General features: G+C 67.4%; 13 protein-coding genes. 10 read left to right on the plus strand and 3 right to left on the minus strand.

Going from position 1 to position 13,711, the window contains the following annotated elements; genetic code table 11:
- The 8 genes from O5O53_RS05530 to metK all read left to right on the plus strand — a co-directional run bounded on the left by O5O53_RS05530 (window position 1) and on the right by metK (window position 8,832).
- On the plus strand, window positions 1–480 hold the full coding sequence (locus O5O53_RS05530) for a carbamoyl-phosphate synthase domain-containing protein (protein ID WP_269509700.1): 480 nt from the start codon (window positions 1–3) through the stop codon (window positions 478–480).
- A gap of 23 nt (window positions 481–503) precedes the next feature.
- A complete protein-coding gene (gene carB / locus O5O53_RS05535) occupies window positions 504–3,860 on the plus strand; it encodes a carbamoyl-phosphate synthase large subunit (protein ID WP_269509703.1) in 3,357 nt (1,118 codons plus the stop codon).
- Window positions 3,860–4,687: an orotidine-5'-phosphate decarboxylase gene (pyrF, locus tag O5O53_RS05540; protein WP_269509707.1), complete on the plus strand. Its 828-nt coding sequence runs from the start codon at window positions 3,860–3,862 to the stop codon at window positions 4,685–4,687. The genes carB and pyrF overlap by 1 nt, the downstream gene beginning before the upstream one ends.
- A 223-nt stretch (window positions 4,688–4,910) precedes the next feature.
- Window positions 4,911–5,234: an integration host factor, actinobacterial type gene (gene mihF, locus O5O53_RS05545; protein WP_181888497.1), complete on the plus strand. Its 324-nt coding sequence runs from the start codon at window positions 4,911–4,913 to the stop codon at window positions 5,232–5,234.
- Between the two features lie 2 nt (window positions 5,235–5,236).
- A complete protein-coding gene (gene gmk, locus O5O53_RS05550; RefSeq protein ID WP_269509711.1) occupies window positions 5,237–5,824 on the plus strand; it encodes a guanylate kinase in 588 nt (195 codons plus the stop codon).
- Window positions 5,825–5,859: 35 nt separating this feature from the next.
- Complete coding sequence (gene rpoZ / locus O5O53_RS05555) at window positions 5,860–6,156, plus strand: DNA-directed RNA polymerase subunit omega (protein WP_239306450.1); 297 nt, start codon at window positions 5,860–5,862, stop codon at window positions 6,154–6,156.
- A 100-nt stretch (window positions 6,157–6,256) separates the two neighbouring features.
- Window positions 6,257–7,492, plus strand: a complete 1,236-nt coding sequence (gene coaBC / locus O5O53_RS05560; protein ID WP_269509714.1) for a bifunctional phosphopantothenoylcysteine decarboxylase/phosphopantothenate--cysteine ligase CoaBC — start codon at window positions 6,257–6,259, stop codon at window positions 7,490–7,492.
- Between the two features lie 122 nt (window positions 7,493–7,614).
- A complete protein-coding gene (gene metK, locus O5O53_RS05565) occupies window positions 7,615–8,832 on the plus strand; it encodes a methionine adenosyltransferase (RefSeq protein WP_269509717.1) in 1,218 nt (405 codons plus the stop codon).
- Here the strand turns inward: metK and O5O53_RS05570 are convergent.
- Genes O5O53_RS05570 through O5O53_RS05580 form a run of 3 tightly spaced genes read right to left on the minus strand, consistent with a single transcriptional unit; the run spans window position 8,829 to window position 11,044 of the window.
- Window positions 8,829–9,680, minus strand: coding sequence for a hypothetical protein (locus O5O53_RS05570; protein WP_269509720.1), 852 nt, complete (start codon window positions 9,678–9,680; stop codon window positions 8,829–8,831). The two genes, metK and O5O53_RS05570, sit on opposite strands and share 4 nt — an antisense overlap.
- Window positions 9,681–9,683: 3 nt before the next feature.
- Window positions 9,684–10,043, minus strand: a complete 360-nt coding sequence (locus O5O53_RS05575; RefSeq protein WP_269509723.1) for a hypothetical protein — start codon at window positions 10,041–10,043, stop codon at window positions 9,684–9,686.
- Between the two features lie 17 nt (window positions 10,044–10,060).
- Entirely contained in the window at window positions 10,061–11,044 is a 984-nt protein-coding gene (locus O5O53_RS05580) for a polysaccharide deacetylase family protein (RefSeq protein ID WP_269509726.1), read from the minus strand.
- Window positions 11,045–11,178: 134 nt separating this feature from the next.
- Here O5O53_RS05580 and O5O53_RS05585 point away from each other — a divergent pair, with 134 nt between their 5' ends.
- Together O5O53_RS05585 and def are read left to right on the plus strand one after the other, a co-directional pair.
- Complete coding sequence (locus O5O53_RS05585; RefSeq protein ID WP_269509730.1) at window positions 11,179–13,188, plus strand: primosomal protein N'; 2,010 nt, start codon at window positions 11,179–11,181, stop codon at window positions 13,186–13,188.
- Window positions 13,189–13,216: 28 nt separating this feature from the next.
- Entirely contained in the window at window positions 13,217–13,708 is a 492-nt protein-coding gene (gene def, locus O5O53_RS05590) for a peptide deformylase (RefSeq protein ID WP_181888488.1), read from the plus strand.
- The last annotated feature ends 3 nt before the right edge of the window (window positions 13,709–13,711 follow it).

Genomic DNA, 13,711 nt, shown 5'->3' on the forward strand with positions numbered 1-13,711 from the left:
ATGTCTGAGAACACCACCACACAACCCCAGCGCACGCGCGCAACGCTCGTGCTTGACGACGGCTCCGCCTTCCCCGGCTTCATCTTCGGCGCGACGCCGGCTGCGGATGGCGCCAGTGAGATCGCCGGCGAGGTCGCTTTCACCACCGACATGTTCGGCTACGAGCGCGAGCTGTGCGAGGCGGAACGCTTCGGCCAGATCCTCGTCTTCGCCACCCCGCAGGTGGGCAACGTCGGCTGGACCGGCGAGGGCGCATCCGGCAGCACCGACATCACCGCCGCAGCAGTCATCGTGCGCGACCTCGCGCGCATCGCCTCCAACCACAACGCCCAGCGCACCCTCGCCGAAGAGCTCGAGGCGCAGGGGATTACCGGCCTGTGGGGCGTGGACACCCGCAAGCTCGTCCGCCATCTGGCCGCTGCTGCCCGCGAGGGGAAGTCGGTGCGGGGGCAGGTCACCGTCGAAAAGCACACAGCCTAAGAGAAAGACCAGGAGATACAGACATGAAGCGTAACGATTTGAACCACGTCCTGGTCATCGGCTCCGGCCCGATCGTGATCGGCCAAGCCTGCGAGTTCGACTATTCCGGCACCCAGGCGTGCCGCGTGCTCAAGGACGAAGGCCTGCGGGTGACGCTGGTCAACTCGAACCCGGCGACGATCATGACCGACCCCGAGTTTGCCGACCACACCTACGTGGAACCGATTGAGCCCGGCTACATCGACCGCATCCTCGCCCGCGAAGCCGAGCAGGGCCACCCGGTCGACGCTATTTTGCCCACCCTCGGCGGCCAGACTGCGCTGAACACGGCGATCAAGCTGGACCGCCTCGGCATTCTGGAAAAGCACGGCGTGGAGCTCATCGGCGCGGACATCGACGCCATCGAGCGCGGCGAGGACCGCCAGAAATTCAAGGACATCGTGGACAAGATTGGCGGCGAATCCGCCCGCTCCCGCGTCTGCTTCACCATGGAAGAGGTGGAGGAGACCGTCGCGGAGCTGGGGTTCCCGTGTGTGGTGCGCCCCTCGTTCACCATGGGCGGGCTCGGCTCCGGCCTGGCGTACGACATGGATGATTTGCACCGCATCGCCGGCGACGGCCTGGTGGCTTCGCCGGAGGCGAACGTGCTGATCGAGGAATCCATCCTGGGCTGGAAGGAAATCGAGCTGGAGCTCATCCGCGACTCCGCGGATAACTGCATCGCCATCGCCACCATTGAGAACGTGGACGCAATGGGTGTGCACACCGGCGACTCGGTCACCGTGGCGCCGGTGCTGACGATGACCGAGCCCGAGGTCACCGCCATGATCGAGCAGGGCAAGGCCATCATCCGCGAGGTCGGCGTGAAAACGGGCGGCTGCAACATCCAGTTCGCCATCAACCCCAAAGACGGCCGCATGATCACCATCGAGATGAACCCGCGCGTGTCGCGGTCCTCGGCGCTGGCGTCCAAGGCCACCGGCTACCCGATTGCCAAGGTGGCCACCCTGCTGGCCATCGGCTACACGCTCGACGAAATCCCGAACGACATGACCGGCGGCGAAACCACCGCGCTTGCGGAGCCGACGCTCGACTACGTCATCGTGAAGATGCCGCGTTTCGCCTTTGAGAAGTTCCCTGGCTCCGACGAGACCCTGGGCACGTCCATGAAGGCTGTGGGCGAGGCGATGGGCATCGGCCGCAACTACATCCAGGGCCTGAACAAGGTTATGCGTTCGATGGAGGACAAGCCGAACGGTTTCTGGACCAAGCCGGACGAGTACTTCGCCGGCGAGCGCGCAACCGACGCCGCCGCGGTGCTCGAGGACCTGAAGGTGCCCACCGACAAGCGTCTCTACGACGTAGAGCTTGCGCTGCGCCTGGGCGCGAGCGTCGAGGAGGTCTACGAGGCCTCCGGCATCGACCCGTGGTTCCTGGAGGAGCTCGTCGCGCTCATTGACTTCAGGCAGCAGCTTGTCGACGCCCCGGTGCTCGATGCCGAGCTTTTGCGTGAGGCGAAGGCGTTCGGCCTGTCCGACGCCCAGATCGCCGCGCTTCGTCCGGAGCTGGCGGGGGAGTCCGGGGTGCGCCAGCTGCGCTGGTCGCTGGGGATTGCCCCGACTTTTAAGACTGTGGATACCTGCGCGGGCCAATTCGACGCGAAGGTGCCGTACCTGTACTCCGCCTACGAGCTCGACCCGGAGGCGGAAAATGAGGTTGTTTCTTCCTCGAGCGACAGCGGGAAGGAGAAGGTGATCATCCTCGGCTCGGGCCCGAACCGCATCGGCCAGGGCATCGAGTTCGACTACTCGTGCGTGCACGCGGCGCTTGAGCTGTCGCGTGTGGGATACGAGACGGTGATGGTCAACTGCAACCCGGAGACTGTCTCCACCGACTACGATACGGCGGACCGCCTCTACTTTGAGCCGCTGACGTTCGAGGACGTCATGGAGATCTACCGCGCCGAGGCCGCCACCGGCACCGTCGCCGGCGTGATCGTCCAGCTGGGCGGCCAGACTCCGCTGGGGCTGGCGCAGCAGCTTGAGGACGCCGGCGTGCCCGTGGTTGGCACCTCCCCCAAGGCCATCGACATGGCGGAGGACCGCGGCGAGTTCGGCAAGGTGCTCGACGCGGCGAACCTGCCGGCCCCGGCTTACGGCACCGCAACCACCTTCGAGGGTGCGCGCGAGGTGGCGGACCGCATTGGCTACCCGGTGCTGGTGCGCCCCTCCTACGTGCTGGGCGGGCGCGGCATGGAGATCGTCTACGACGAGGACAACCTCCGCGATTACATCGAGCGCGCCACCGAACTGTCCCCGGACCACCCGGTGCTGGTGGACCGCTTCCTGGACAACGCCATCGAGATCGACGTCGACGTGCTCTGCGACGGCACGGACGTCTACCTCGGCGGCGTGATGGAGCACATCGAGGAAGCCGGCATCCACTCCGGCGACTCCGCGTGTGCGCTGCCGCCGATGACGCTGGGCCCGGATGACATCGCCAACGTCCGCCGTTCCGCGGCGGCGCTCGCGCACGGTATCGGCGTGAAGGGCCTGATGAACGTGCAGTTCGCGCTCAAGGACGACATCCTCTACGTCATCGAGGCCAACCCGCGCGCATCGCGCACCGTGCCGTTTGTGTCCAAGGCCACCGGCGTGCACCTGGCCAAGGCGGCCGCGCGCGTCATGATGGGCACTACGATTGCCCAGCTGCGTTCGGAGGGGTTGATCCCGTCCGACTACGACGGCGGCTCGCTGCCGATGGAGCACCCGATCGCGGTGAAGGAAGCCGTGCTGCCGTTTACCCGCTTCCGCCGCCCGGACGGCGCGCTGCTGGACACCATCCTCGGCCCGGAGATGAAGTCCACCGGCGAGGTCATGGGCCTGGCGCCGTCGTTTGGCGTGGCGTACGCGAAGGCGGAGGCCGCCGCGTTCGGCGAGCTGCCCACCGAAGGCACCGTGTTTGTCTCGCTGGCCAACCGCGACAAGCGCACCCTCATCTTCCCGATCCAGCGGCTGTCCACCATGGGCTTTAAGGTGCTGGCCACGGAGGGTACCGCCCAGATGCTGCGCCGCAACGGCATCGAGTGCGAGGTTGTGCTCAAGGGGTCCCAGGTCCGTGAGGGTGCCGAGGGCAAATCCATCGTGGACCGCATCCTCGACGGCGAGATCGACCTGGTGCTCAACACCCCGGCAGGTTCCGCTGGCGCGCGCCACGACGGCTACGACATCCGCGCGGCTGCCGTCGTCGCCGACGTGGCCATCATGACCACCGTGCAGGGCGTCACCGCGGCGGTGCAGGGCATCGAGGCTATCCGCGCCAACGAAATCTCGGTGACTAGCCTGCAGGAGCTCGAGCACGGCAAGGCAGAGGCGAAGTAGTGGCTGCGCAGACCTTCAGCCAGCGCCTTGTGGCGGCCGGGCAGGAGCACGGCCGTCTATGCGTGGGCATTGACCCGCACGCCGCGCTGCTCGAGCAGTGGGGGCTGGACAACACTGTCGAGGGGCTGCGCGCGTTCTCGGAGACGTGCGTGGAGGCCTTCGCGGGCCACGCCGCGGTAGTCAAGCCGCAGGTGGCGTTTTTCGAGCGCTTCGGCGCAGCCGGATTCGCGGTGCTCGAGAACACGCTCGCCCGGCTGCGCGAGAGCGGCACCTTGGTGATCGCCGACGCGAAGCGCGGCGATATCGGCTCCACGATGGCGGGATACGCGTCAGCCTGGCTTGCGCCCGGTGCTCCGCTGGAGGCGGACGCGCTGACTGTGACCCCGTACCTCGGCGTCGGATCGCTCGACCCGGCAATCGAATTGGCTGCGCAGCACGGCAAGGGCGTGTTTGTCATGGCCGCCAACTCCAATCCGGAGGCGGTGGCGCTGCAAACCGGCACGATCGACGGCAAGATGCTCTCGCAGCGGATGGTCGACGAGTGCGCGCAGTACAACCGTGCCGACGATCCTGAATACATCGGGCACGTCGGCGTGGTCGTCGGCGCGACCGTGCAAACCCCGCCGGTGCTCGACGGCCTGAACGCCCCGGTGCTGATGCCCGGAGTGGGCGCGCAGGGAGCGACGATGGCCGATGCGGAAGCCATCGCGGGTGAAATTGGACACCTGGTTTTCCCGAGTGTTTCGCGTTCGGTGCTCACTGCTGGTCCGGATGTGGCTGAGCTGCGCAAACGCGTATCTGACCTGGGGAAACAGGCGAAAGGCTAGGGTCTATTAACTGCCCAGCAAAATCCCTGGTAGTTTAGTCCCGTCGCACGGTGACGTGGAGAAATGCGGTGTACAACGCGCTCCGCGGAACTGTTGCAGAATAAAGCAGTGTTAGACTGTGCCGAACGTGGCGAATTGCACCGATGACATTCGGAGGAGTGCGCCCCGGATCCGGCACATGTCGGACTGGACAATTGTTCGTAACTATTACATGGAGGAACCCGTGGCACTTCCACAGTTGACCGATGAGCAGCGCAAGGCAGCACTTGAGAAGGCAGCAGAGGCCCGTAAGGCGCGTGCTGAGCTGAAGGCATCCCTCAAGCGCGGCGAGACCACGCTCAAGGACGTTTTGAACAAGGCTGACACCGACGAAATCATCGGCAAGACCAAGGTCTCCGCACTCCTCGAGGCAATGCCGAAGGTGGGCAAGGTCAAGGCCCGCGAGATCATGGAGGAGCTGGAGATCGCTCAGACCCGTCGTCTGCGCGGCCTCGGTGACCGTCAGCGTCGCGCGCTGCTCGAGCGCTTCGGCTACGAAGAGAATTAGTCGTGTCTGAGGTGGCTCCCCGCGGACAGCTGGTCGTCTTGGCCGGCCCGTCCGCGGTGGGTAAGTCGACGGTGGTGAGCGGCCTTCGCAGCGCCGTACCGGATTTGTACTTCTCGGTGTCCATGACCACCCGCGCTCCGCGCCCGGGTGAGGTGGACGGGAAAGACTACTTCTTTGTCACCCCAGAGCACTTCCAGGGCCGCATCGACCGCGGAGAGATGCTGGAGTGGGCCGACATCCACGGAGGGCTGCAGCGCTCCGGCACACCCGCCGGGCCGGTGCAGGAAGCCATGGATGCGGGCCGTCCCGTCCTCGTCGAAGTTGACCTCGCAGGCGCACGGAACATCAAGCGCCTGCTGCCAGAAGCGCAGACCGTGTTTTTGGCGCCGCCGTCGTGGGACATTCTTGTCCAGCGGCTCACCGGGCGCGGCACCGAGACCCCGGAGGTGATCGAGCGCAGGCTCACCACCGCCCGCGAGGAGCTCGACGCCCAGGGCGAGTTCGATGTCGTGGTGGTCAACGACAACGTGGACACGGCAGTGGCCACCATCGCCGGCATTCTTCAAGGCACATCTTCCAACAACAGTTAGCGAGTGGGTTACACGTGAGCAACACAACCAAGGATTTGTCCGAGACGTCCGCTGCTGAGGAAACCACCCAGCAGGAGAACGTTTACGACACTCCGGAGGGCATTACGGCGCCCCCGATCGACGAGCTTTTGACCAAGGTGTCGTCGAAGTACGCGCTCGTCATCTTCGCAGCGAAGCGTGCCCGCCAGATCAACAGCTTCTACCAGAACTCCGAGGACGGCGTCTTCGAGTTCGTGGGTCCGCTGGTCTCTCCAGAGCCGGGCGAGAAGCCGTTGTCGATCGCGCTGCGCGAGATCGAGGCAGGACTGCTCGAGCACGAGGAAGGCCAGTAAGCCTCACCCCATTGCCAGAGCACTGCGCTAGCGCTCTGCAGGTGTCCGCCGCCGCCCAGCAATCATGCTGGGCGGCGGCGGTTTTGTATGCTTGGGGCTCATGAGCGAAGCCCCACACTCGTCCCATCCGCTGCGTGTTGTCGTAGGAGTCTCCGGCGGTATCGCCGCGTACAAGGCCTGCCATCTTGTCCGGAACTTCAAAGAGGCGGGTGATGCGGTCCGGGTGATCCCCACGCAGAACGCGCTCAATTTCGTGGGTGCGGCGACGTTCGAGGCGTTGAGCGGCAACCCGGTGGACACCGGAGTGTTCACCCGCGTCGACGAGGTGCAGCACGTGCGGGTGGGGCAGGAGGCCGACCTGATCGTCGTGGCGCCAGCGACCGCGGACTTCATGGCTCGGGCCGCCGCGGGGCGTGCGGACGACCTGCTCACCTCGACCATCCTCGTCGCCACGTGCCCGGTGGTGCTTGCCCCCGCGATGCACACCGAGATGTGGCTCAACCCGGCCACGCAGGCGAACGTCGCCACGCTGCGCGAGCGGGGTATCACGGTGCTTGAACCCGCGCACGGGCGTCTCACTGGCAAAGACACCGGGCCCGGGCGTTTGCTGGAACCGGACGTGATCGCCGAACTCGCTCGCACGGTGCTGCGCACTAGCACATTCGCCCCGACCCTTGCGGGCAAGCGCGTGCTGATCAGCGCGGGCGGCACCCAGGAGAACATTGACCCGGTGCGCTACATCGGCAACCGGTCCTCCGGCAAGCAGGGCTACGCGCTCGGCGACGTCGCCGCGCAACGAGGCGCGAAGGTGACCATCGTGGCGGGGGCGACCGATGCGCTGGATCCGCCGTCGGGCGCGGAGGTGATCAAGGTCGGCTCCACCCGCGAAATGCAACAGGCGATGGCGGAACGAGCGCCGGAGGCCGACGTGGTGATTATGGCTGCTGCCGTGGCGGATTTCCGTCCAAAAGCAGAAGCGAGCACGAAGCTGAAGAAGGGCAAAGCCGATGACGCGCTGTCCACGATCCGCCTCACCGAAAACCCGGACATCCTCAAGGGCTTGGTCCAGATGCGGGAGGCGGGGGAGACCGCCGCGACCATCATCGGCTTCGCCGCGGAGACGGACAACGAGCTCGAAAATGGCCGCGCCAAGCTCAAGCGCAAGGGCGCGGACATGCTCATGCTCAACTCCGTGGCCGGCGGCGGCGTGTTCGGCCAGGCCCGCAACCGGGGCTGGCTGCTTAGCGCAGACGGCCGCGAAGAGGAGATTCCCGACGGCACCAAGCACGAGGTCGCGGCCCGGATCTGGGACGCCGTCGAGCGCCTTTCGCAGTGACATTGCACATTTAGACAGCTTGGTCTATCGTGGGCATCACTTCACGACGTGCCGTTCCCGTTTCAGCCGTTGGACGCCGCCGGAACGCTACACGTTCGCATAGACGCTAAGGAAAGACTGCTTTGTCCACTGATACGTACTTCCGCTTGTTCACAAGCGAATCGGTCACCGAGGGCCACCCCGACAAGATCTGCGACGCGATTTCGGACTCGATCCTGGACGACATGCTCGCTCAGGACCCGGACGCGAAGGTGGCCGTGGAGACCCTCGCCACGACCGGCCAGGTGCATGTGGCGGGGGAGGTGCGCACTTCCGCCTACTCCAACATCGCGCGGATCGTGCGCGAGAAGCTGGTGGAGATCGGGTTCGACTCTTCTGAGGTCGGCTTCGACGGCCGCAGCTGCGGCGTGAACATCGCCATCGGCGACCAGTCTTCGGAGATCCACGATTCCGTGGTGACGTCCCAGGAGGTCCGCGAGAACACTTCCACCGGCGAGGACGACCAGACCGGCGCGGGCGACCAGGGCCTGATGTTCGGCTACGCCACCAACGAGACGCCCGAGTACATGCCGCTGCCGATCTCCACGGCGCACCGCCTGGCCCGCCGCCTGTCCGAGGTGCGCCACGAGGGCATCGTCGAGGGGCTGCGCCCGGACGGCAAGACCCAGGTGACCTTCGCCTACGACGGCCAGACCCCGGCGTTCATCGACACGATCGTCATCTCCACCCAGCACGACCCGGACTTCACCGGCGAGGCGCTGGAGGCGGCGCTTCGCGAGCACGTGATCAACTGGGTGCTCAAGGACGCAAACCTGGAGCAGTACTACCGCGAGGACACCAAGGTTCTGGTCAACCCGTCCGGCTCCTTCATCCAGGGTGGCCCCATGAGCGACGCCGGCCTGACCGGCCGCAAGATCATCGTGGACACCTACGGCGGCATGGCTCGCCACGGCGGCGGCGCGTTTTCCGGCAAGGACCCCTCAAAGGTGGACCGTTCCGGCGCGTACGCGATGCGCTGGGTGGCCAAGAATATTGTCGCCGCGGGCCTAGCGGAGCGCGTCGAGGTGCAGGTGGCCTACGCCATCGGACGCGCGAACCCGGTGGGGCTGTACGTGGAGACGTTCGGCACCGCCGCGGAGGGCCAGACGGACGAGAGCATCCAGCAGGCGGTGGAGAAGGTCTTCGACCTGCGCCCCGAGGCGATCATCCGCGAGCTGGACCTCAAGCGCCCGATCTACGCGCAAACCGCCGCGTACGGCCACTTCGGCCGCACGGACATCGACGTGCCGTGGGAGCGCACCGACAAGGTCGACGACTTGAAGGGCGCCGCCGGCGTCTAGTCCGTCTCCGGTGTCTTGTCCGCCTGGTGTTCCTGCCAGGCGGCTTTTTCTTGCTCGGAACGCCGGTGGTTGCGCAGCGCGACCACGCCGACGACGATGCCGATGACCACCGGCACCCAGATCTTCGAGTACTCGAGCAGCCACAGCGCCCACTCGGGAACCTCGGGGAACTCCGGCAGGTCGATGTCTGGCATCGGCAGGTTGAAATGTGGCAGCGACGGCACCGGCAGGTCCATGTGCGGCAGCTGCCAATCGGGCAGGTCCCAGTCGGGCAAAAACCCAACTAGCCAGCCGATGAACCTCGAGATGATCGGGCCGAGCACGAGCACCGCGAGCGCCCAGCCGCCCTTGCCCAGCCCTTCCGCCATGGGGATGAGGGTGCGCTTGAGCTCGCTGGACTGCATGGTTTCGCGCCTGTGCGCGCCGCGAGAGCCGGCGGGCGGGTCGAACTCCACCACCGTGTCGCCTTCGCGAAACTCCACGCTGAGCAGCTCATCCAAGCTGCTGACCTGCAGCTTCAGGTGCGGCTTCTTGCGGTCCGTGCCCAGCCCCGTCGGCGTTTCCAGCCCGCCTGCCGGGCCGTCTCCGAACAGCGGCAGCCGAGCGTTTGCGACGTCGTTGTAGCGGTGCTGCACCTCGCCGTTGACGCGCACCTCCATGCGCTCGGTGGGGTTTTTCGTCCACAGTTTGATCCGCTCTTTGAGGGAGCTCTCCGCCGTCGCCAGGGCGCCGGGTTTGTCCGCCTCGTCGCCGGGCCAGCTGGGATCCTCGGCGGCGAAGTCGCGGTCGAAACCGACGCGGACCTCGATCAGGCCGTATTCGGGGTGGTTGAGGCTCCAGGTTTCCATCGGCTACGCCTCCGCCTTGCTTCTCGACGAGCTGCCGCCCACCAACGACCCCACCCACATCGCCGCCGCGCAGACGAGCGTCACCGCGATGGAGTAGATGAACGTGCCGTCGTTGAAGTACAGGGACTTGGCAATCCAGAAGCCCACCCCGGTCAAAAGGGGCAGGGACAAAGTGGGGCGGAAGGCGATGCCGTCGATAAGCCCGGCGATGATCGCCACTGCGAAGATGAACCCGACCATCACCCACGGGTTACCCACCAACGGGATGAGCAGCAGGGGCCCGAGCGCGTAGGCGGCGAGCATGGCGTAGGGGATGGCTTTGACCCATCCGTGGCGGCCGCCGTTGTCCTGCTGTTCAGTCACGGGCAAGAGTATAGGAACTAATCCGCGCGCGTGTAGACGTGGCCCGCCTCGGGTCGTTTGATCATCTCGTCCAGGCCAACGGGATTGAGCCCCTTGGCGCGCAGGCCGTCGATGACGCACTCCGCCGCGTCGACGGTTGGCTGGTGGATGTCGTGCATGAGGATGATGGAGCCCTCGCGTGCGCCGTCCACCGCCCGCTTGCAGGTGGTGGCGGGGTTGCGGTGCTGCCAGTCGGCGGTGTCCACGTCCCACACGGCCAGCGCCATGCCGCGGGCACCCGCGGCGGAGGCCACGCGCGGGTTGTGGGAGCCGTAGGGCGGGCGCAACCAGTGCGGGTCGAGGCCGGCCTGCTTCTGCAGCGCGGCGTCCGTGTCGTCCAACTGGGCGGCAATGGCGCCATCGGACTGCCTGGCCAGGTCCGGGTGGGAAAAGGAGTGGTTTCCGATGGTGTGGCCCTCGTCGCGGATCCGCCGCAGGATCTGCGGGTTCGCGTTGGCGTTTCGGCCCACCACGAAGAAGGTCGCGTGCACGCCCTTGCGCTTGAGGATGTCCAGCAGGCGCTCGGTGCTGCCGGGGACCGGGCCGTCGTCGTAGGTGATGGCGACGCAGTTGTAGCAATTGGGCGGCACCGGCGACGGCGCTGGCTCCTGCGCGGGCGCGACGGTGACGTCGGCCGGTTTCGCTGGCTCGGGCGGGCGCAGGTGCGGCGGCACGGCCTGCTTCACCTGCCCGGGAAGACCGTTGTAGGCGCGGCGCCAGCCGTCCTCGACGGCGCTGCGGGCGCGGTCGGAGGAGCCGGCGATGAAGGCGGAGCTGCCGTCGATAGGCAACCCAGCTCCCTGCACGAGGATGGGGCCGAAGCTGTCGCCGGAGATGATCTTTGCGTCCTGCGGCAGGGCGAGCTGCGTGACCTTGGACACATCCGCGGAGGCGGGGGACGGGGCCAGTGTTGCAGCGGCGAGGAGTGTGGCAGAGGTGACTGCTGTGAGCAGGCGTTTCATGGGGCGGCGGGGTCTTTCAAACGCGCGTAAGGGGAAAACTTTCAGTCTTATTAGTACTCCATAAAAGACCGGGCCGGGGGATTGGAACGCTCGCGGGCAAGGCGGTGTCGGACGGTGGTTTAGAATCCGGGGTCATGTCTGACACGCCCGCCGCCGAAGCCCCAATCGCGCGCGTGTTGCCCATGCTCGGGCTGGCGCACCTGGACAGGCCGTTCGACTACCTTGTGCCCTCGCAGGACGCGGACGCGGTGCAGCCCGGGGTGCGGGTGCGGGTGCGGTTTGCGGGCCGGCTCGTGGACGCCGTGGTGCTCGAGCGTGCCTCGACATCGCGGCACGAGGGGTCGCTGCGCTTCATCGAGCGCGTCATCTCGCCGGAGGTTGTGGCCCCGGCGAGGACGCGGGAGCTTATCGACGTGCTGGCGGACCGTTACGCAGGCGTGCGGTCCGATATTTACCGCTCCGCGATCCCGGCGCGCCACGCGAAGGCGGAGGAGACGGACACTTCCACGCCCTGGGAGGAGCTGGGGGAGGCCGGGGAACCGGACTTGTCGGCGTGGACCGCCTACACCTTTGGCGAGTCGTTCGTGGACGCGGTGGTCGCTGGCAAGATCGCGCGGGCGGCCTGGCAGGTCGCACCGGGGGACAGCTGGGCCGCGGCACTTGCGTCGTTGGCGGCGAAGGTGGCCCTGGACGGTGCGGGTGCGCTGATCGTGGTGCCGGACCAGAAGGACGTGGACGCGTGCGAGGCGGCGCTGAAGGAGATCGTGGGGGCGCGCCAGGTGACCACGCTGACGGCCTCGCAGGGCCCGCAGGCGCGGTACTCGCGCTACCTATCGGTGCTGCACGGACAGGGCCGGATCGTGGTGGGCACGCGCTCGGCGGCGTTCGCCCCGGTGAAAAACCTGCGCTTTGCGGCGCTGATGTTCGACGGCGACGACAACCTGGTGGATCCGCGCGCGCCGTACGTGCACGCCCGCGAGGTGCTGACCACCCGCGCGGCGAAGGAGGGGTGCTCGCTGGTCATCGGCGGGCACGCGCGCACCGCGGAGGCGCAGCTGCTGGTGGAATCCGGGTGGATGCACGAGCTGGTCGCCCCGCGCCAGAGCCTGCGCACCCGCTCGCCGTACATTCACGCGGCGGGGGATTCGGACTTTGAGATGGAGCGCGACCCGCGCGCGAAGCAGGCGCGCCTGCCGTCTTCGGCGTTCCAGGCGGCGGCGCAGGCGCTCGAGCGCGGCACCCCGGTGCTGTTCCAGGTGCCGCGCACCGGCTACATCCAGTCGCTGGCGTGCGGGCAGTGCCGCACACCGGCGCGCTGCCGGTGGTGCAACGGGCCGCTCGGGCTGCCCTCGGGCGGCGAGGCCGCGGCGCCGACGTGCCGGTGGTGCGGGCGAATGGATCCGGCGCACGTGTGCCCGGCGTGCGGCTCGCGCAGGCTGCGCGCGGTGGTGCTGGGCACCGAGCGCACGGCCGAGGAGCTCGGCCGCGCCTTTGCCAAGTACAAGGTGATCACCTCGGGCGGCGACAACGTGCGCGCGCAGGTGCCGGCGGGCCCGGCGCTGGTGGTGGCCACGCCGGGTGCGGAGCCGCACGTCGAAGGCGGCTACGGCGCGGCGGTGCTTCTGGACGCCTGGGCGCTGCTGCAGCGGCCCGACCTGCGCGCGGTGGAAGACACCTTTGCCAAGTGGATGGGGGCGGCCACGCTGGTGCAGCCACACAGCGCCGGCGGGGAAGTGGTCGTGGTGGCCGAGCCCTCGCTGCCCGTGGTGCAGCACCTGATCCGGTGGGACGCGCCCGGGTTTGCAGCTTTGGAGCTTTCCTTGCGGCGCGAGGCCCGCTTCCCGCCGGCGGTGCACGTGGCGGTTGTGGACGCCCCACGCGACGGGTTGGAGGAATTCTTCGCCCGCACCGAGCTGCCCGAGCACGCCGAGCTGCTCGGACCGGTGGATCTGCCGCCGGGGGTGCGGCTGCCGGGCGAGTGGAACCGGGAGGCGCTCGGGCCCGCGCAGCGGATCTTGGTGCGCACCCCGCTTGCCGGGCGCACCGCACTGGGCAAGGCCCTGCGTGCCGGCGCGGTGGCGTGGACGACGGCGAAGCAGGACCTGCCGCTGCGCATCCAGGTCAACCCGGTGGACATCGGCTAGCGGGGTCGCGCTACTACACTTTGGCCCCATGGCTATCCGCGACATCCGCCTGTTCGGCGACCCAGTGCTCAACACCGCTGCGGCAGAGGTCACTGTTTTCGACGCCGCCTTGGAGCGGCTGGTCGCCGACATGCTGGAAACCATGGACCACGCCGGCGGAGTCGGCCTGGCCGCGAACCAGATCGGGCTTACGCGCCGGATTTTCGTCTTCGACTGCCAGGGCATGCGCGGGCACATCGTCAACCCCGTGTGGGAACCCTTGGGCGATGAGATGCAGACCGGCGTCGAAGGCTGCCTCTCGGTGCCGGACGTGCGAGGCGAGGTCACCCGCCACAAGACGGTCATTGTCCGCGGCCAGGACTGCTTCGGCCGCCCGATCGCGCTGCGCGGCACCGGGCTTTTGGCGCGCTGCATCCAGCACGAGGCGGACCACCTGGACGGCGTGATGTTCATGCGCAGGATGGCACCGGAGCAGCGCAAGGAAGCGATGGCGGCGATCCGGGCCGCCGACTGGAGCTAAGGA

Source organism: Corynebacterium faecium (assembly GCF_027257105.1).
Lineage (GTDB): Bacteria > Actinomycetota > Actinomycetes > Mycobacteriales > Mycobacteriaceae > Corynebacterium > Corynebacterium lehmanniae.

Excerpts from the sequence above, each read along its gene's own strand:
- O5O53_RS05530 (WP_269509700.1), top strand. The coding sequence starts at position 1 with ATGTCTGAGAACACCACCACACAACCCCAGCGCACGCGCGCAACGCTC.
- carB (WP_269509703.1), top strand. The coding sequence starts at position 504 with ATGAAGCGTAACGATTTGAACCACGTCCTGGTCATCGGCTCCGGCCCG.
- coaBC (WP_269509714.1), top strand. The coding sequence starts at position 6,257 with ATGAGCGAAGCCCCACACTCGTCCCATCCGCTGCGTGTTGTCGTAGGA.
- O5O53_RS05570 (WP_269509720.1), bottom strand. The coding sequence starts at position 9,680 with ATGGAAACCTGGAGCCTCAACCACCCCGAATACGGCCTGATCGAGGTC.
- O5O53_RS05580 (WP_269509726.1), bottom strand. The coding sequence starts at position 11,044 with ATGAAACGCCTGCTCACAGCAGTCACCTCTGCCACACTCCTCGCCGCT.
- O5O53_RS05585 (WP_269509730.1), top strand. The coding sequence starts at position 11,179 with ATGTCTGACACGCCCGCCGCCGAAGCCCCAATCGCGCGCGTGTTGCCC.
- def (WP_181888488.1), top strand. The coding sequence starts at position 13,217 with ATGGCTATCCGCGACATCCGCCTGTTCGGCGACCCAGTGCTCAACACC.